The following is an 18,049-nucleotide window of genomic DNA, read 5'->3' on the forward strand; positions in this document are numbered from 1 at the left end:
CCCCCCGCACCGGCTGGGCGAAGCAAGCGTCACAGGCTGACGACGATCAACGCGGTGTCATCGGTGAGTCCGGCCGGCGGGATCAGGTCGGCCAGGAGCGCGTCTCCCAGCTCGTCGGGGTCGCTGGTGCGGTGGCGTGCGAGGGATGCGGCGAGTCTCTCCAGGCCGACGTCGATGCCCTCTCGGCGGCGCTCGACGAGTCCGTCGGTGTACAGGACCAGGACCGATCCGTCGACGAAGGCGGCGCGCGCCTGAGGGCGGGCCGCGTGTTCGAGGCGCGCGCCGAGTGGCGGGTCGGTGGCCTGGTCGAGGAAGGCGACGGTGCCGTCAGGGTGGCGCAGGGCGGGCGGCAGGTGACCGGCGCAGCTGTAGGTGAGGGCGCTGCTCTTCCAGTCGATGAAGACGGAGGCGGCGGTGGTGGACTCGCCGCCCGCGACGGCGCGTGCGTAGAGGCCGAGCACCTCGAGGGCCTGCGCCGGCCCCTCGGCGACGTGGCACGCGGCGGACAGGGCGCTGCGGAGCTGCCCCATGACGCCGGCGGCGGCCAGCCCGTGACCGACGACGTCGCCGACCGCCACGGCGGTGCGACCCTGCTCCGGCAGGTCGACGATGTCGTACCAGTCACCGCACACGTTCAAGGCGCCCTGCGCGGGGCGATAGCGGACGGCAGCGTTGTGGTGACCGATCGGGCGGGACGCGGGCAGCATCGCCTTCTGGAGGTGGAGGGCGACTTCCCGTTCACGCGCGTGGGCCTTGCGCAGACGCTCGTTGACCTCCTGCAGTTCCCGCGCACGGGTGTACAGCTCGGCTTCGAGGACCTGTGCCCGGTCCTCACCGTGGTGGCGACCGCGGGCCTTGATGAGCTGGGTGACCTCCTCCACCCGGTGCAGCAGCAGGACCACTGTGCCGTCGCGGTCACGGACGGGAACGTTGACCGGGCTCCAGTACCGCTCATGCCACACATCGGGCCGGTCGGGGTCCTCGACGTCGTAGCGCTGCACGGCCATGGTGTCGGGCTCCCCGGTGGCGACGACACGCTGCAGAGAGGCATACAGGTTCCGCACACCGGTGGCGGTGGGGTCGTGCGGGTTGTCCGGGAAGACGTCGAACAGGAAGCGGCCGATGATCTGATCGCGGGTGCGGCCGGACGTGAGGAGGAACGCTTCGTTGACATCCGCGTACACCAGGTCGGGGGTCAGCAGCGCGACCGCACCGGGAAAGGCCTGGAACACGGCCTGATAGTCGATGACGGGTCCGTTCACGGTTCCACCTGCGGCACGTCGGGGACCATCGTCGGTCGAGAGCGTTTTACCCAACAATGACATGCAATCGCCCTTATGTTGGCTTTTCGGTCCGGGGGCTGCGGGTCACCCTCCGCCGGATCCGCCACCGGTGTCCCGACAGGCCCGCCCCCGATCTTCAGGTGTCCGTTCCGACACGCGACCAAGTGAGCAAGTGAGCAATATTAGTCAAAGTCTGCGCATTATTGCCGCTCCTCGCTCGAGCAAGCACAGTGGCAGGGTCAGTTCAGTACTGCATTGAGGACCCGGCATGTCGCACTACTTCACGGCCACACCCCCTCAGCACGCTCTCGAGGCCAGTCAGCGCCTGGTGGCACAGCGGCGGGGTGTGCCGATGTATGTGTCCCTGCGTTCGACGTCGCCTTCCGGCGGCACGCGCCTCGACCAGGACGATCCTTCCCACGCCGCCCCGCACCCCGCCGACAGCGACCTGGCGGAGGACTTCTCAGCGGCGCGCTCACAGCTCGCGGCATCCGCCGAGGAGGAGACCTTGATAAGGACGTTGCAGGCCCTGGCCTACGTCGGTCTGGGGCCGGATCGTGTCCCTCCGCCCTCCTCGACACCGACCGGCGGGGCGCCCGCCACGCCCCGGCCGCTGTCGGCCGATCCGCGGATCAGCGCCGTCGGCACCGCGTCCGATCTGCGCGCGGGTCACTTCCTCCGCGTGGTGAACTACCACAACACGCCAGCCAGTTGGAAGGACGAACTGGTCGCCGAGCTGCGCGGCTACGCGAAGGACTTCGAGACCGTCGACGTCGCCGATCTCGAGCGTTTCGCGCGGACCGGGGTGTGGCACAAGCCGCGGCCCGGGCTGCTGCCCGTCTTCTACGAGGGCTACCGCGACAACTACGACGTCGCCGCGGCCGCCTGTGAAGAGGCCGGGGTCATCGGGTGGTTCTTCGTCTGCACGGCCTTCGTGGACACTCCGGTCGACGCTCAGTACGACTACGCCCTCGCCCACCGCATCAAGCTCGTTCCGGAGGATCCGCGCGGGGAGCGCCTCGCCATGACGTGGGACGAGATCGCCGATCTGCACCGGCGCGGCCACGTGGTCACTCCGCACACCGCCTCCCACGCCCTCGCCCGCAAGGTGCTGGCGCCCGAGGACATCGAACGCGAGGTGATCGAGCCGAAGCGGCTCATGGACCGGGCCACCGGCGGCTCCGCGCTGTGCACCGCCTGGCTGGAGGGCACCTCCTGGACCGGCGAGTCGGCTGCCGACCGTGCCCTGGTCGAGGCCGGCTACCGCTTCGTGTTCAGCAACACCATGGTGCAGCGGCTGCCCGGCTGAGGGGGACGGAATGAGGCGGCGGGCCGGCACACCGGTGCCGGCCCGCCGCCTCATTCCGTGGCGCTATCCGAGGTACTGGATCATGGTGTTGCCGAACTGGTAGCGGTAGCCCGCCTCGCGCAGCGCCGCGTCCACCGCCGGGTTCGCCCCGTAGGGCGTGCCCCACAGGAAGGCCGTGGCAGGGGCGTCCTGGCCGGTGACGGCGTCCATCCGACGCTTGGGCTCGACGATCTCCCGCTGGAGATCCAGGTCGGTGTGCAGGGATGCGGCCTCGGCGTGGTTCGCGGTGTGCGGGGTGACCACGTGCCGCCGGCTGAGTTCGGCGACGTCGTCCCACGTCATGGCGAGACGTTCGCCCTTCTCGTTCTCCTGCACCAGGTCGATGTCGTGGGCGTTGGCGTAGTCGTACTGGTCGGGGACGGGCACGTCCAGGAACGCGGTGCAGATGAAGAACCAGGCGGTCAGGCCCGCCTCCTCGGCCAGCGGCGCGGCGACCTCGGCGTTGTTGCGGTAGCCCTCGTAGAAGACCGGGATGACTCCGGGCCGGTTCTTGTGCCAGCGGCCGGTGGACCGGAACAGGTCGAGGTCGTCCAGGGTGACGGAGGAGAAGTGCTCGGCGAGCTCGCTCAGTTCGCCGCGGATCTTGTCCGTGTCGGCGTGCGGGGTGTTGTGGTAGTTCACCACGCGCAGGTACTGGCCGGACTTCAGGGCCTCCTGCTGGCCGGAGAAGGACGGCAGTCGGGTGCGGGAGGACGTGTTCATCGCCGGGTCTCGTCCTTCTGTGCGGTGGGTGCATTGGGGGTGAAGTGGGCTGCGCCCATGACCTGGAGGACTTCGATCAGCGCGGGCTCGGAGTCGTCCGGGGCCTCGGGGACGAGGGCGCCCCGGTAGTGCCGGAGCAGCCCGGCGAGTTCCACGCCCTCCGCGTCTGCCTGAGCCGGCTCCTGCGGCTGGTCACTGTCGCGTGAGCGGACCTGGAGTGCCAGGAACATGGGAATGCCCTCGCGTTCGAGGACGCGCTCGCCGAGTTCGGTGAGCAGGGCACGGGGGTCGGGTACGGGTTCGTGCCGGGGCGCGGGAGTGGTCACGCTCGGACCTCCTGTGACGTCGTGGTGCTGGATGGTCGGTGCGTAGTCAGAGGGCGACTGGGGCGGGGGCGAGGAGCCCGAGCCGTTCCTCGGTGGCCGCGGCCACCGCCTCGCGGCCCGCCGCGAGATAGCGCCGGGGATCCACTCCGGCGTACTCGTCGAGGCAGGCGCGGACGGCCCGGGTGAAGGCCGCGCTCAGATGCGTACCGAAGTTGATCTTCCGCATGCCGTGGGTGATCGCCGACCGGAGTGCCTCGTCCGGGACGCCGGACGAGCCGTGCAGGACGAGCGGCACGTCGACGGCGTCGCGCAGGCGCGCGATGAGGTCCTGGTCGAGGGACGCGGTGCGTTCGGTCATCGCGTGGGAGCTGCCGACGGCCACCGCGAGTGCGTCGATCCCGGTGGCGCGTACGTAGTCGGCGGCTTCGGCGGGATCGGTGCGGGCGGTCGCGGAGTGGACGCCGTCCTTGCCGCCGATCTCGCCCAGTTCGGCTTCGACCCATATGCCGTCGTCGTGGAGGCGCGCGGTGATCGCGGCCGTCCTGGCGACGTTCTCCGCGTGCGGCAGCCGGGAGGCGTCGAACATGACCGAGCCGCAGCCCAGTTCCCTTGCGCGCAGGACGAGTTCCTCGTCCTCCACGTGGTCGAGGTGCAGGGCGAGCGGGACGCCGCAGCGGCGGGCGACCGCGGCGGCGGCAGCGAGCAGCGGCGCCGGATCGTCGCGGTGGTATCGGACCGCGTTGTGGCTGACGGCGAGGACGGCCGGTGCGTCCGCGGCCTCGCAGGCCTGGGCGACGGCTTCGGCGTGCTCCAGGGTCACGATGTTGAAGGCGAGGACCGCGGAGCCGTCGCGTACGGCGTGGTCCACCAGGGCGGCGGTGGGGACTAGGGGCATGGGGCACCTCTGGGGCGATGGGTTCCAGGCAAGGGGGCTGGGCGCCGAATCTCGGCGCGGGTTCTATGCGTGGACGACGGTGCTGCCGTGGTCGTCGAGGGCGCGGCACACCGGGTGTTCGGGACCGGCGTCGGTGACCAGGGTGGCGACGCGGTCCAGCGGCGCGAGGCGGACCGGGCCGCGGCGGCCCAGCTTGGATTCGTCGGCGAGGACGACGACGCTGCGGGCGGCGGCCAGCAGGGCGCGGTCGGTCTGGGCCTCGTCGACGTGGGCTCCGGTGAGTCCCGCGTCGACGTCGAGCCCGAACGCGCTGGTGATGATGTGGCCGATCTGCAGTTCGTGCAGGGCATGCTCGGTGAGGTGGCCGAGCAGGGACTGCTCGCGGTGGCGCAGGACGCCGCCGAGCACGATGACGTCGACGTTGGAGGTGGCCGACAGGGCCTGGGCGATCGGCAGCGCGTTGGTCACCACGGTGAGGCCGCGCCGCTCCCCCAGCCTGGCGGCGAGCGCTTCGGTCGTGGTGCCGCCGCTGATGAGGACGGTGCTGTGGTCGGGGATCAGGCGCAGAGCGGCCTCGGCGATCCGGCCCTTCTCCTCCAGCTGGGTCGACGCCCGTTGCGGCTGCTCCGGTTCGAAGGCCCCGTCCACGGTGGTGGCGCCGCCGTGCACCCGGCGCAGCATGCCCTGCAGTTCGAGGTCGCGCAGGTCGCGGCGGACCGTGGAGGCGCTGATGCGCAACAGGTCGGAGAGCTCTTGCACGTTGACCGTGCCGCGGCGGCGCAGCCGCGTCAGCACGGCGTGCCGCCGCTGTGGGGCGAGGAGATATTCAGTAGCCACGGGACCGGTCCACCAGGTTGATCAGTTCGCGGCCTGCGAGGAAGCGTTCCACGTTCGCGCTGACCAGTTCGAGGGTCTGCTCCTCGTAGTCGGGGGCGAAGCCCGCGACGTGCGGAGTCAGGATGACGCCGGGCTCGGTCCACCAGGGGTGATCCGCGGGCAGGGGCTCCTCGTCGAAGACGTCGAGGGCGGCGCCCGCGACGCGGCCCGAGCGGAGGCCGGCGCGCAGGGCGTCTTCGTCGACGATGCCGCCGCGGGAGACGTTGATGACCATCGCGCCGTCCTTGAGGGCGTCGAGGGCGGCGGCGTCGATCATGCCGCGTGTCTCGTCCGTCAGGGGGCACGTCACGACGAGGTAGTCGCAGCGGTTCATGAAGGCGTGGAGTTCGTCCGGGGTGTAGATCTCGGCCTCGCCCGAGCCCTCGGCGGAGGTTCCGAAGAACGCGCCGGCCCGGGTGCCGCGGCCGCGCTTGAGGCCGAGCACGGTCATGCCGAACTGCGCGGCGAGGCGGCCTATTTCGCGGCCGATGCGGCCGTAGCCGACGACGCCCACGGTGGCGCCGCGCAGCCGGCGCGGCATGAGGGTGTTCCACCGTTCGCTCAGCGAAGGCCACTTGCCGCTGTGCTGCACCTCGATGGCGCGGGGCAGCCGGTGCGCGAGGCCGAGCAGCATCATCATCACGTACTCGGCCATCGGGACCGGTGAGATGCCGCCGATGGAGGTGAGCGGCACCGGAAGGTCCCACACTGCGGTGTCCTTGAGGTGGTCCGCGCCCGAGGTGTCGAGCTGGATCCAGCGCAGGTCCGGTGCCGCGTCGGGGGTGTTCGGGAAGACGGAGCTCGTGTGCAGGATCTGCGTCCGGCGCCACACTTCCGCGGGCACGTCCGCCGGGGAGGCGGCGGGCACCTGTGTGACGGTGAGCTGCGGGTGGCTCGCGCGCAGCCGGTCGAGCCACCGGTCCGGGAAGGAGAGGGTGCTCAGGTAGTGGACGGGGGACGAAGAGGTCACTTGATTCCCGATCGTGCGAAGCCCTGGACGAAGTACTTCTGGAAGCAGAGGAAGAGAACGACCATGGGCAGGACGGAGATGAGCGCGAGCGCCATGATGGCGCCGTAGTCGGCGGTGTACTGGCCGTTGACGAACTGCATGCCGACGGCGAGCGTGTACAGCCGCTCGTCCTTGAGGACGGTCAGCGGCCAGGCGAAGTCGTTCCACTGGTAGAGGAACGTGAGCAGCGAGAGCACCGCGATGAGCGGCTTGCACAGCGGCAGGACGACGGTGAAGAAGGTGCGCAGCTGTCCGGCGCCGTCCATCCGCGCGGCCTCGATGACCTCGTCGGGGATGCCGAGCATGAACTGCCGGGCGAGGAAGACCCCGAAGGCGGTGGAGGACGCGGGGACGATGACGGCCCAGAAGCTGCCGAACATGCCCAGGGCGCGGACGAGTTTGAACTGGGGCACCATCAGCACCTGCACGGGCACGGTCATGGTGCTGAGCATGAGCAGGAAGAGCAGGTTGCGGCCGCGGAAGCGCAGCTTCGCGAAGGCGTATCCGGCCAGCAGGTTGCAGGAGACCGTGATGAGGACGACCAGGCAGGTGATGACGGTCGAGTTCATCGCCCAGGTCCCCACGGGCAGCCGGAACACGCGGCGGAAGTTGTCCAGGGTCGGTGCGCTCGGCCAGAAGCGCAGCTGCGAGGTGTGCAGGTCCGCGAGGGGCGAGAAGGCGACCAGGATCATCCAGAACAGGGGCAGGGCCATGGCCAGGCCGATGACGACGGCAGCGGCGACGCGCAGGTGGCGCGCACGATCGCGTCGTCTCGGGCGGGTCGTTCCGGGAAGTCGGGCGGAGGAGGTGACGGACATCGGTGTCCTTAGGAGAGGGGTGTCCTTAAGGGAGGGGGCGGGCGGGCGAGGGGTCAGCCGACCGTGTCCCTGTTGCGGCTGAAGCGCCACTGCAACGCCGTGAAGATCATGACGATGACGTAGAGGACGATGCCGATGGCGGCCGCGTAGCCCTGCTGGCGTCCTTCGAAGCCGTTGCGGTACGCGTAGGTGATCATGACGTCGGTGGCGTGTCCCGGCCCGCCGAGGGTCATCACGTAGACGGTGTCGAAGACCTGGAACGAGTAGATGACGTTCATGATCAGCAGGAAGAACGTCGACGGTCCGAGCAGCGGGATCGTGATGTTGCGCAGGCGCTGCCAGGGGCCGGCGCCCTCGACCTCGGCGGCCTCGTACATCTCGGGTGAGATGCCCTGCAGGCCGGCCAGGTAGATGACCATGTTGAAGCCGACGCGCATCCACAGCGTGATCAGTACGACGGAGAGCATGGCGGTGCTGCCGCTGGTCTGCCACGGCGCCGCGGGGAGCCCGAAGGCCGCGAGCAGCTTGTTCAGCAGGCCGATGTTCTGGTCGAACATCAGGGTGCCGATGAGGGCGGTGGCCACGCCGGAGATGACCATGGGCAGGTAGACGAGGGTGCGCCACAGCGGGCGGGCGGGCATCACCTTGTTGAACAGCAGGGCGACGCCGAGGCCGAGTGCCATCTCCACCGGCACGGTCGCCACGCAGAAGACGGCGGTGTTCAGGACGGTGCGCCAGAAGACCGGATCTCCGGCCAGCTGGCGGTAGTTGGCGAGTCCGGCCCAGGTGGGCGACGCGAGTCCGGTGCTGTACTGGAAGCTCAGTACGAGGGCCATGACCAGCGGGACCAGCAGGAAGAGCGTGACGAGGATCAGGTTCGGGCCGAGCGTGCAGTAGGCGGCGAGCGTTTCGCGGAAGCGCGCAGCTCTGCGGGCGCGCGGCGGGGGCGGGGCGATCGGTGTGGGCGGGCGCAGGGCGCGCGGTGGCGAGGCGGTGGTGGCCATGGCAACTCCTGTGTGCGGTAGGGAGGGCCTTACGCGGAGGCCAGCGCGGTCCGGGTGGATGCGGCGATGTTCCGGAGCGTGACCTCGGCGGGCTGCCGGTTCACGAAGGCCGCCTCGAGTTCGTCCTGGAGCGCCGAGTTGATGCGGCCGAAGCCCGGGATCGCGACCTGTTCGGTCATGCCGGGGGTGAGCGCCGTGGTCTGTTCCGCGTATACGGGCATGAGGTCGGGCCGTACCGCGTAGTCGAGGGGCCGGGTGAGCAGGGACTTGCGGGTCGGCAGCACGACGGTCTGCTCGCAGAAGCGGGCCATGTTCTCCTCGCTCGCGAGGAACTTGAGGAAGTCGGCCGCGAGTTCGGGGTTCTCGGTGGTGCGGGTGGCGACGACCGCGTTGCCTCCGAGGTCGGTGGCCGCGGTACGTCCTCGTGGCTGGAAGGTGACGCCGTAGAGCTCCTTCTTGAGCGCCGGGTCGATGGTGGGCAGGAGGAAGTCGCCGGCGAAGCTCATGGCGACGGTGCCCGCGGTGAACAGGGAGTCGGGGAACGCGGCGCTCTTCACCGAGCTGTTGGGCGGGACGAAGCCCTCGCGGAAGAAGTCCTGGGTGAAGCGCAGGGCGCGCAGTCCGGCCTCGGATTCGATGGCCGGCGCCGTGAGGCTGTCGTCGAGGATCCGGCCGCCGGCCTCCCACAGCCACGTCAGCCAGCGGAAGGCGCCGGTCTGCTGCCAGCCGTAGACGAAGGGGTAGACGCCGTGCAGCTTCTTGCGCAGTCGTGCGCATATCTCGCTGAACTCGTCCCAGGTCCACGCCTCGTCGAGCGAGGTGGGCACCGAGGTGATGCCCGCCTTCCGGAACATGTCCTTGCGGTACAGGACCGCCGTGGTGTCGGTGTGGTGGGGAACCGCGTACGGCTTGCCCTCGTGACAGACGGCCTTCCACAGCGCGGGAAGGAACGCGTCGCGCTCCTTGTCGCCGAAGTAGGGGCTGAGGTCGAGGAGCTGACCGCTGGCGCTGTACATCCCCAGGTTCGCGTAGTCGCAGCGGAACAGGTCGGGGGCCCGCCCGCCGGCGAGCAGCGCGTCCATGTTCGTGTACATCTGCTGGTACGACTCGAGCCGGATCTGCACCCGGATGCCACGGTGGCGTCGTTCGTAGGCGCGGGCCAGGGCCTGGAAGGCCGCGATCTCGGCGTCGGCCCCCCACAGCGAGAAGGTGAGCGTGTCCGCTCCTGCCGAGCCCGTGCTGGAGGGCGAGAAACCGGACCGGCGGGCGAAGCCGACCGCTCCGGCACCTGCCACAGCGGCACCCAGCACGGCTCGTCTGGCGACAGCCATCGTGCACAACCTCCGTCGTCAAGGGGGAGATTCGGCCGCGAAGGCCTTGATGCCTGCTTTTTAGTCGCCTCGGCCAAGGTCAGTCAATAATAAGCAAGCCCTGATTTTTATTGCTCGTTTTTTCTTGACCAGGTTCGGGGGCGCGCTTAGCCTCGGCCCGGCGCCCGCCGTCCGTCAGCGCCGCTGCCTGCGAAGACGCCGGGCTGTGGACGCCGCTCCCCGCCCCCCTCCAGCGCACTTCAGAAGGAGCACACGTATGCCCGTGATCCAGGTGACCGCACCGAAGGCTTCCGACGGCACGGACGACGCGGCACGGCTGAAGCACCTGTGCGGCGAGGTCGCGACAGCGCTCGGGCTGCCGCCCTCCGGGGTGGTCGCGGTCCTCTGCGAGGCCGCTCTGACCAGCACGGGCGACGGGGTCGTGCCTGCGTGGCCGCTGGCCGTGGTGCACGGATCCGACCGTGGACGGGACGCGACGCGACGGGCCCTGGACGCGGCGGCGGCAGCCCTGGCACGGGGCTGGGACGTCCCGCGCGAGGAGGTCTGGGTGGAGTGGTCCGGCGCCCGGACGACGGGAGACTGACCGGGTCCGGTCAGACCTGCACGACGTCCACCCCGGCGGCGCGCAGCGCCCGCAGCTCGTCCTCGGGCGCCGAGGCGTCGGTGATCACCCGGTGGAGCTGGCCCGCGGGAGCGACGCGGACCGGGCCCGAGCGGCCGAACTTCGAGCCGTCGACGAGGGCCGTGATCCGCCGGACGCGCGAGAGCAGCCAGCGGTCGGTCTCCGCCTCGTCCACGTGCGCGCCGCTGATCCCGGCGTCCGTGATCCCGTACGCGCCCACGAACGCCTCGTCCACCTGAAGCTCTTCCAGCGCCTGGCGGGTCAGGTGTCCGAGCAGGGACATCTCCCGGTGGCGCAGGTACCCGCCGAGCACGACCGTGCTGATCTCCTCGAACTGGGCGAGTTCACCGGCCAGGTGGAGCGAGTTCGTGACGACGGTCAGTCGTTCGATGCCGTCGAGCAGCGGGACCATCGCGGCCGTGGTCGTGCCGCCCGTGATGAGGATCGTCGCGCCGGGGGCGATGTGCTCCACGGCGGCGCTCGCGAGCTTGCTCTTCTCCCAGGAGGCGACCCCGCTGCGCTGCGGCCGGTCCGGCTCGTCGGCCTGGACCGCCTCGGCCATCGCGCCGCCGTGGGTGCGGTTCAGCAGGCCCTGGGCCTGCAGCGCGGACAGGTCCCTGCGGATCGTCGAGGGACTGACGTCCAGGCGCTCGGCGAGCGTGCCCACATGGGCGACGCCCTCCGCGCGCACCACGTGAAGCAGCCTCTTCCTTCGCTCGGCGCCCAGCATGGCCCGGTCCCACTTCCCTCGGCATGGGTGCGCCGGCCGGCTCGGCCTCGGCACCCGCGGATTCCTCGGCCGGCGGTGGTCCGGCGGCCGCACAGGAAGCTTACTTGCGTTGCTCATCCTTGCCAGAAGTTGACTCCGATGCGTGCGACAGACCCTGCGCGGCCGGTCGTTTCGGTCGTGGCATTCGGTCACCTCGGGCGTGACGACCAGGGGCGGACGGTGCCGAGCACCGTGTCGCGGTCGGTCGGGGCGTCCAGCAGGGCGAGGGCGGCGGCGGAGATCTCGCGCGGTGTGTGCCACCGCGTGGCCGCCCCACCTGCGTGCCAGCCGAGAACGAGGAGCCTGCTCGCGGTTCCCGAACGGGCAGCGGCGGGAAGGTCGTTGGGCGTCCACTCGCCCGCGTCCGTACCGGATTCGGCCGGCGCGGCACATTCGCTCGTCGCGAGAACGACGACCGGACCGGCGACGACGGAGCCGACGAGCTCCGCCAGCGTTCCGGGCGGCACGGCGGGGGCGTACACCACAGCTCCGGTCAGGGGCGCGCGTTCGGCAGCGCTGCGCAGAACCGAGCCGAAGCCGTGCGCCGTGGCGTCCGCGGCGAGCGGGATGACGCGGCCCGGATGCTCATCGGCGAGCTCGCGCAGGCCGGCCGCGGAGCGGGCGACAGCCGTCACGGACACGGCCCGCTCGCTCAGCGCGGTGACGGCGGGGCGCAGGATGCGGGTCGCGCCGACGATCAGCACCTGTCCGCCCTCTGATGCCGCCGGCACAGGGGCATGGCGTCCTGGCGCGTTCCGTTCGGGCATGGTCTCGGCCTTCCTCCTGGGCGGCGGCGTCCGTGGCGATGCGGCCCGGGCACTGCGGATGTCGTCGTACGAGGTCCGGGCATGCGACTGACCGGCTGCCGCCATCATCGCGCACTGTTGCTCGTTTCTGCTCATTGACGCTTGTTAATGAGAGTGAATAGGCTGCCGATGTGGCGCTCCCGGCCGATGGCCCTGGATCGGCGCCGACGTTCTCGTTGCCCGGCCCTGAAGGTGTTCCATGGCTGTTCCCCCTTCCTCCTCCCTCCGCGTAGCGTCACCCCCGGCCTCCCGGGGTGGCATCGGTCTTGCGCAGGGACGCTACGGCGTCCGCGGGAACCTGGAACTCGTCCTCTGCGACGACCAGGACGGACTGTGGGTGCTCTGGTTCAACAGTGACCCGCAGGACATCGCTCCCGAGCCCGGCGGGCCGCCGCCCGGCGAGTGGAGCGGAGCACTGCGCTTCGCGGCCGGCCGCCGCTACGACGAGGTCGGCGTCCTGCAGAGCCGACACGGCCCGCACCACCTCGAACTGGTCGCCCGCTCCGGCGACTCGTCGCACCGCCTGCGCTGGAGCCCCGAGGCCGCGTTCACCACGGAACCGTCGCCGCCCAGCGGCCCCGCTCGCGCGGTCACGGCGGCAGAGACGACGAACGGCACGTTGTGGACCGGCGTACTCGGAGCCGACGGGGAACCGCGCGTCCTGCGCGCGGACCCGACCGCCTATCCGCACCTCGCATGGTCCGACGACACACCGGCGCACGCCTTCCTCACCGACTCCCGGTGGACCGCGATGGCCCTTGTGCCGGTCCAGGACGCGACACGCCCCGGAATCGTCCTGGCGGGGGACCGCGAAGGGCTCTACCTCTCCCCCACCGGCGAAACACACCCCGTTCCGGCGGGAACCGTCGCGGCCGCGGTCGCCGACGACGACGGAGCGCGGGTCTACGTATGGTCCGCGGGCCCGTGGCTGGACGTGCTCACGCCCGGGCACCCCGGCCGGGCGCGCCGTCTGCCGCTGCCGGGATCCGGTGACATGACCGCCGTCGCGGCCACGTCGATCTCCTACGAGCCGGGCCGTACCGATCTCGTCGTACGCCGTGGCGGACAGCTCTGGCATCTGCGGGACACCGGGCCCGGCGGGGCCGCGTTCGTCGCCACCGCGCTCATGAGCAGGCTGACGCCCGCGCCGGGCGACGGACCGCACCCCGTCCACCGAGGCTGACACTCCCGCCCCTCACCGTTCCTTGCGGGCGCCATCGGCCCGCGATCCCTTTTCAGTTCAGCGAAGAGACCCGAGGATTCATCATGCGCATTCTCATAGTCGGCGCCGGAGGCGTGGGCACCGCCGCCGCCGCGATCGCCGCCCGGCGCTCCTTCTTCGACCACTGCGTGATCGCCGACTACGTCCTCGACCGGGCCGTACGCGCGACGGAGGCCACCGAGGACGCCCGCTTCGTCGCCGCCCGGATCGACGCCTCCGACGAGGACGCCGTCGTCGCGCTGCTGCGTGAGCACCGCTGCGACGTCCTGCTGAACGCCACGGACCCGCGGTTCGTCATGCCCCTGTTCCGCGCGGCACTGGCCGGCGGCGCGCACTACCTCGACATGGCGATGTCGCTGTCTCGGCCCCACCCCGACCGGCCCTACTCCGAGACCGGCGTCATGCTCGGCGACGAGCAGTTCGCCCTGGCCTCCGAGTGGGAGAGCGCCGACCGTCTCGCCCTGGTGGGCATCGGGGTCGAGCCCGGTCTCTCCGACGTGTTCGCCCGCTACGCCGCCGACCACCTCTTCGACAGCATCGAGGAGATCGGCGTCCGCGACGGCGCCAACCTGACGGTCGACGGGTACGAGTTCGCCCCCTCGTTCTCCATCTGGACGACGATCGAGGAATGCCTCAACCCGCCCGTCGTGTGGGAGAAGGACCGCGGCTGGTTCACCACCGAGCCGTTCTCCGAGCCGGAGGTCTTCGACTTCCCCGAGGGGATCGGCGAGGTCGAGTGCGTCAATGTGGAGCACGAGGAGGTCCTGCTCATCCCGCGCTGGGTGGACACCCCGCGCGTGACCTTCAAGTACGGCCTCGGCCAGGAGTTCATCGACGTCCTGCGCACCCTGCACAAGCTGGGCCTGGACCGTACCGAGAAGGTGCGCGTCGGCGACGTGGAGGTCTCCCCGCGTGACGTCGTCGCCGCCTGCCTCCCGGACCCGGCGGGCCTCGGTGACCGGATGCGCGGCAAGACCTGCGCCGGCACCTGGGTGAAGGGCGTCCGCGACGGCGCTCCCCGCGAGGTGTACCTCTACCACGTGGTCGACAACGAGTGGTCGATGGCCGAGTACGGCTCTCAGGCCGTGGTCTGGCAGACCGCGCTCAACCCGGTGGTCGCCCTCGAACTGCTGGCGGGCGGCCAGTGGAAGGGCAGCGGTGTCCTCGGGCCCGAGGCCCTGCCCGCCGAGCCGTTCCTCGGTCTGCTGGAGGAGTACGGCGCGCCCTGGGGCATGCGCGAGCAATAGCCGGCGGGCCTTGGGTGGTCCCACGCCCGATGCGGGACCGCCCCACGCTCCCTCTCCCTGCCACCTGAACCACGCGCGGGTCGAAGCCGCACAAGACCCGTGCCTGCACCCCACGCTCGAAGGAGTCCGTGTGAAGACCGCAGCCCCCGAGACCGCCGACCACCAGTCCGTGCCACAAGGCGCCGCCCACACGTATCGCGAGATCCGCCAACAACCGCGCCTCTGGGCCGAGATGGCGACGCGCCTGGGCGAGGAACGCGACTCCCTCGACGCGTTCCTGGCGCCCCTGCTCGCCGAACCGCGGCTGCGGATCGTCCTCACGGGCGCCGGCACCTCCGCGTACGCCGGACAGATCGCGCGCTCGGCACTGGCCAGAGCCACCGGCCGCACGGTCGAGGCCGTTGCCACGACGGACGTCACGGCCGACCCCACGGCGTGCTTCGAGGAGAGCGACCGGCCGACGCTGCTGGTGTCCTTCGCGCGCTCCGGCAACAGCCCGGAGAGCTTCGCCGCGACGGAGATCGCCGATCAACTGCTCGACCGCTGCGCCCATCTCGTCATCACCTGCAACGCGGACGGCTCGCTGGCCGCACGGCATCAGGGCCGCGCGGACTCCTACGTCCTGCTGACGCCGCCGGAGTCCGAGGACCAGGGCTTCGCGATGACGTCCAGCCTCACGTGCATGCTCCTCGCGGCGCTCCGCGCACTCGGCGGCGGCCACGTCCGGGGCCTGGACGACTGCCCCGCCTCCGCCGCGGCCCTGCTGTCCGGCGATGTCGCCGACCGCGTCACCGAGCTGACCGGCCGCGGGCCCGACCGTTTCGTCTACCTCGGCAGCGGCGCACTGCACGCCCTCGCCGGGGAGTCGGCGCTCAAGCTGCTGGAGCTGACCGGAGGCGCGGTGACGGCGCTCTCCGACTCGTCGCTCGGCTTCCGTCACGGACCCAAGGCGTTCCTCACCCGGCGGACCGCGGTCGTCGTCTACGTGTCGAACGACCCCTACACGCGCCAGTACGACCTCGACATCTTCCGGGAGATGAGCGCCGCGCTGCCCGAGGGGCACGTGGTGGCGGTCGCCGCCCGGCCCGACGGTCTCCCGGCCGACCGCACCTGGCTGGTGGACGGCATGGCCGGCGCGGAGGACGCCGCGCTGGCGCTGCCCGCCGTGCTGTGCGCCCAACTCGTGGCGCTGAACGCCTCGCTGGCCTGCGGCGTGCGGCCCGACAACCCGTTCCCCGACGGCGAGGTCAACCGGGTCGTCCAGGGCGTCACGATCCACCCCCTGCCCGCGCGCTGAACAACCGGCTCGAGGAACCGACGGAAAGGGACGTCAGCCCATGTATCTCGGAGTCGACGGCGGCGGCACGAAGACGGCCTTCACGGTCGTGGACGCCTCCGGCACCCTGCTCGGCACGGCCGACGGGCCGTCCACCTCGCCCGCGCTCGGGGTTCACGGCATGGACACCGCGCGGACCGTGCTGCGCGACGGCGTCACGGCCGCCTGCCGACAGGCGGGCACCGACCCCACGCGGCTGAAGTACGCGTACTTCGGACTGCCCGCACACGGCGAGTCCCCGCGTCTCACCGAGGCACTGGATGCCCTTCCCGCAGAGATCCTCGGGCACGACCGGTACGCCGTCGGCAACGACATGATGTGCGGCTGGGCCGGATCGCTCGGACTCGCCGACGGCATCAACGTGATCAGCGGCACGGGCTCGATGGCGTACGGCGTCCTGCGGGGACGGGAGGCACGCACCGGCGGCTGGGGCGAGCTCTTCGGCGACGAGGGCTCCGCGTACTGGATCGCCGTCCAGGGGCTGAATCTGTTCACGCGCATGAGCGACGGCCGCACGCCGCCCGGTCCGCTGCACGCCGTGCTGAGGCGCCGTCTCGCACTCGACGCCGACCTGGATCTCGTCGACGTCATGCTCCTGGGCCGTCCCGGCCGCACCGCCGTCGCCGCAGTGAGCCGGTACGTGTCCGAGGCCGCGGCGGAGGGCGACGCGCACTGCGCGCGCATCCTCGCCCGGGCCGGGGAAGAACTGGCCGCACTTGCCCGGGCCGCCCGGCACGCGCTCGCGGCTGCGCCCGACGAGGTGGTCCCCGTCTCCTGGTCAGGGGGCGTGTTCACGGAGGAGCGCGTACGCGAGGCGTTCACGGATGCGCTCGCCGCCTGCCCGGAGCCGTACGACACCCGCCCGCCGCTCGGTACTCCCGTGGTCGGCGCGGCGCTGCTCGCCGCCCGCCTCGCCGGTGAACCGCTGAACGGCCACCCCTCGCACATCGACTGAGCGGCCGCCGCACCCACTTCACCCGCTCCGCCGCCCCTCCCCCGGGACGGGCCGTCGGACGCACCCGAAAGGACAAGTTCGTGTCAGCCAGCAATCCCGACCGACGTTCCCTCGTGCTCATCGGCGCCGGCAGCGCCGTCTTCACCCGCGGCCTGCTCGCCGATCTGATCGGCGCGGACGACCTCGGCTCCTGGGAGATCCGGCTCGTCGACGTCAACCCCGAGGCGCTCTCGGTCACCGCCCGCCTCGCCGAGCGCATGGTCGAGGCGCGCGGCGCCGAGAAGCGCATCACCGTACGGTCGTCCACCGACCGGCGCGGCGAACTGCCCGGCGCTGACTACGTCGTCACGTGCGTGGGCGTCGGCGGCAGGCCCGCATGGCAGACGGACCACGAGATCTGCCAGCGGCACGGCGTCTTCCAGCCGGTCGGCGACTCGGTGCTGCCCGGCGGCATCTCCCGGCTGCTGCGCACCACGCCCGTCATGGTCGACATCGCGCGCGACGTCGTCGAACTCGCGCCGGACGCCTACTTCTTCAACTACAGCAACCCGATGACCGCCAACATCCAGGCGATGACCCGTCACGCGGGCGCCGAGGTCATCGGTCTGTGCCACGGGATGCACCACGTGCAGCGGGAGCTCGCGGCGTTCGCCGGGTTGCCGTTCGAGGAGACGTCGACCCTGTACGCGGGGATCAACCACCTCACGTTCATCTACGACTTCCGCCACCGCGGCCAGGACGCCTGGCCCGCCGTGCGGGAGCGGATGGAGCGCGAGCTCGCCGAGCCGGCGCACCCGGACGACATCGGGGCGATCTGGGAGAACGGCAAGGCGTGGCACAACCCGTTCTCCTGGGAGTTCTTCCGCACGTACGGCGCGTACCCGGCGGCCAACGACCGGCACGTCGTGGAGTTCTTCCCGGAGCGCTGGGCGAGCGGCGACTACTACGGAAAGAAGCTGGGCGTCGACGCGTTCTCCGTGCCGGAGATCCTCGCGTGGGGCGAGGAGCGCTACCAGTCGATGCGCACCCAGGCCGAGGGGGACGTACCGCTCGACGAGTCCGCGTTCGACCGGTCCACCGGTGAGCAGGAGCAGCTTCTGGCGATCATCCGGTCGATCACGTTCGACCGGCGGGAGATGTTCTCGGTGAACGTCCCGAACCGGGGCAGTGTCCCGGGCCTGCCGGACGGGGCCGCCCTGGAGATCCCGGCGGTCGCCACGGCGCGGGGTCTGCGTCAGCTGCGGGTCCCCGACCTGTCCGCGCCGCTGACCGCGATCCTCGCCCGGCGCCTGGCACCCGTGGACCTCGCGGTCGAGGCCGCGATGACGGGCGATCGCGACCTGGCGGTCGAGGCCGTCATCGCCGACGGCGCCGTCACCGACCGGGACGCGGCCGCCGCCCTGACGGACGAACTGCTGCACGCGCAGAGCCGTTTCCTGCCCCGCTTCGCCTGACCCCGCCCTCCCACCGACGAGCCTG

The 18,049-nt window shown here is 71.1% G+C and carries 18 protein-coding genes; 7 read left to right on the top strand and 11 right to left on the bottom strand.

Annotation, left to right across the window (positions count from 1 at the left end):
- Nucleotides 1-29 precede the first annotated feature (29 nt).
- Entirely contained in the window at nucleotides 30-1,262 is a 1,233-nt protein-coding gene (locus ACVHNB_RS21590) for a PP2C family protein-serine/threonine phosphatase (protein WP_456225618.1), read from the bottom strand.
- A 289-nt stretch (nucleotides 1,263-1,551) separates the two neighbouring features.
- Between ACVHNB_RS21590 and ACVHNB_RS21595 the strand changes: the two genes are divergently transcribed.
- Nucleotides 1,552-2,592 carry a polysaccharide deacetylase family protein gene (locus ACVHNB_RS21595; protein ID WP_456225619.1) on the top strand — a complete coding sequence of 347 codons (1,041 nt, stop codon included), beginning with the start codon at nucleotides 1,552-1,554 and terminating at the stop codon, nucleotides 2,590-2,592.
- 63 nt (nucleotides 2,593-2,655) lie between these two features.
- Here the strand turns inward: ACVHNB_RS21595 and ACVHNB_RS21600 are convergent, their stop codons facing one another.
- The 8 genes from ACVHNB_RS21600 to ACVHNB_RS21635 form a co-directional block, all read right to left on the bottom strand.
- A complete protein-coding gene (locus ACVHNB_RS21600; RefSeq protein ID WP_456225620.1) occupies nucleotides 2,656-3,354 on the bottom strand; it encodes a polysaccharide deacetylase family protein in 699 nt (232 codons plus the stop codon).
- Nucleotides 3,351-3,680 carry a hypothetical protein gene (locus tag ACVHNB_RS21605; protein WP_456225621.1) on the bottom strand — a complete coding sequence of 110 codons (330 nt, stop codon included), beginning with the start codon at nucleotides 3,678-3,680 and terminating at the stop codon, nucleotides 3,351-3,353. The genes ACVHNB_RS21600 and ACVHNB_RS21605 overlap by 4 nt, the downstream gene beginning before the upstream one ends.
- A gap of 46 nt (nucleotides 3,681-3,726) precedes the next feature.
- Nucleotides 3,727-4,575 carry a class II fructose-bisphosphate aldolase gene (locus ACVHNB_RS21610; RefSeq protein WP_428957080.1) on the bottom strand — a complete coding sequence of 283 codons (849 nt, stop codon included), beginning with the start codon at nucleotides 4,573-4,575 and terminating at the stop codon, nucleotides 3,727-3,729.
- Nucleotides 4,576-4,638: 63 nt separating this feature from the next.
- Nucleotides 4,639-5,412: a DeoR/GlpR family DNA-binding transcription regulator gene (locus ACVHNB_RS21615; RefSeq protein ID WP_456225622.1), complete on the bottom strand. Its 774-nt coding sequence runs from the start codon at nucleotides 5,410-5,412 to the stop codon at nucleotides 4,639-4,641.
- Nucleotides 5,402-6,421, bottom strand: coding sequence for a D-2-hydroxyacid dehydrogenase (locus tag ACVHNB_RS21620; RefSeq protein ID WP_456225623.1), 1,020 nt, complete (start codon nucleotides 6,419-6,421; stop codon nucleotides 5,402-5,404). The genes ACVHNB_RS21615 and ACVHNB_RS21620 overlap by 11 nt, the downstream gene beginning before the upstream one ends.
- Nucleotides 6,418-7,278, bottom strand: a complete 861-nt coding sequence (locus ACVHNB_RS21625; RefSeq protein ID WP_456225624.1) for a carbohydrate ABC transporter permease — start codon at nucleotides 7,276-7,278, stop codon at nucleotides 6,418-6,420. The genes ACVHNB_RS21620 and ACVHNB_RS21625 overlap by 4 nt, the downstream gene beginning before the upstream one ends.
- 53 nt (nucleotides 7,279-7,331) lie before the next feature.
- Nucleotides 7,332-8,282, bottom strand: a complete 951-nt coding sequence (locus tag ACVHNB_RS21630) for a carbohydrate ABC transporter permease (protein WP_456225625.1) — start codon at nucleotides 8,280-8,282, stop codon at nucleotides 7,332-7,334.
- A gap of 29 nt (nucleotides 8,283-8,311) precedes the next feature.
- Nucleotides 8,312-9,613 (bottom strand): ABC transporter substrate-binding protein, encoded by a 1,302-nt coding sequence (locus ACVHNB_RS21635; protein ID WP_456225626.1) that lies wholly within the window; start codon nucleotides 9,611-9,613, stop codon nucleotides 8,312-8,314.
- Between the two features lie 256 nt (nucleotides 9,614-9,869).
- On the opposite strand from ACVHNB_RS21635, the gene ACVHNB_RS21640 reads away from it, so the two are divergent.
- Entirely contained in the window at nucleotides 9,870-10,196 is a 327-nt protein-coding gene (locus ACVHNB_RS21640; protein ID WP_456225627.1) for a hypothetical protein, read from the top strand.
- A 10-nt stretch (nucleotides 10,197-10,206) separates the two neighbouring features.
- Here ACVHNB_RS21640 and ACVHNB_RS21645 read toward each other — a convergent pair whose 3' ends face one another.
- Together ACVHNB_RS21645 and ACVHNB_RS21650 are read right to left on the bottom strand one after the other, a co-directional pair.
- A complete protein-coding gene (locus ACVHNB_RS21645) occupies nucleotides 10,207-10,929 on the bottom strand; it encodes a DeoR/GlpR family DNA-binding transcription regulator (protein WP_456225628.1) in 723 nt (240 codons plus the stop codon).
- Nucleotides 10,930-11,153: 224 nt separating this feature from the next.
- Nucleotides 11,154-11,735: a hypothetical protein gene (locus tag ACVHNB_RS21650; protein WP_456225629.1), complete on the bottom strand. Its 582-nt coding sequence runs from the start codon at nucleotides 11,733-11,735 to the stop codon at nucleotides 11,154-11,156.
- A gap of 274 nt (nucleotides 11,736-12,009) precedes the next feature.
- Here ACVHNB_RS21650 and ACVHNB_RS21655 point away from each other — a divergent pair, with 274 nt between their 5' ends.
- The 5 genes from ACVHNB_RS21655 (at nucleotide 12,010) to ACVHNB_RS21675 (ending at nucleotide 18,024) form a co-directional block, all read left to right on the top strand.
- Complete coding sequence (locus tag ACVHNB_RS21655; protein ID WP_456225630.1) at nucleotides 12,010-12,993, top strand: hypothetical protein; 984 nt, start codon at nucleotides 12,010-12,012, stop codon at nucleotides 12,991-12,993.
- A gap of 83 nt (nucleotides 12,994-13,076) precedes the next feature.
- Nucleotides 13,077-14,279: a saccharopine dehydrogenase family protein gene (locus tag ACVHNB_RS21660; protein WP_428957070.1), complete on the top strand. Its 1,203-nt coding sequence runs from the start codon at nucleotides 13,077-13,079 to the stop codon at nucleotides 14,277-14,279.
- A gap of 130 nt (nucleotides 14,280-14,409) precedes the next feature.
- Complete coding sequence (locus ACVHNB_RS21665) at nucleotides 14,410-15,576, top strand: SIS domain-containing protein (protein WP_428957069.1); 1,167 nt, start codon at nucleotides 14,410-14,412, stop codon at nucleotides 15,574-15,576.
- Nucleotides 15,577-15,616: 40 nt separating this feature from the next.
- Complete coding sequence (locus tag ACVHNB_RS21670; RefSeq protein ID WP_456225631.1) at nucleotides 15,617-16,570, top strand: N-acetylglucosamine kinase; 954 nt, start codon at nucleotides 15,617-15,619, stop codon at nucleotides 16,568-16,570.
- An 80-nt stretch (nucleotides 16,571-16,650) separates the two neighbouring features.
- Nucleotides 16,651-18,024, top strand: coding sequence for a family 4 glycosyl hydrolase (locus tag ACVHNB_RS21675; protein ID WP_456225632.1), 1,374 nt, complete (start codon nucleotides 16,651-16,653; stop codon nucleotides 18,022-18,024).
- Nucleotides 18,025-18,049: the final 25 nt, after the last annotated feature.

The sequence above is a fragment of the Streptomyces sp. YJ-C3 genome, assembly GCF_053891275.1.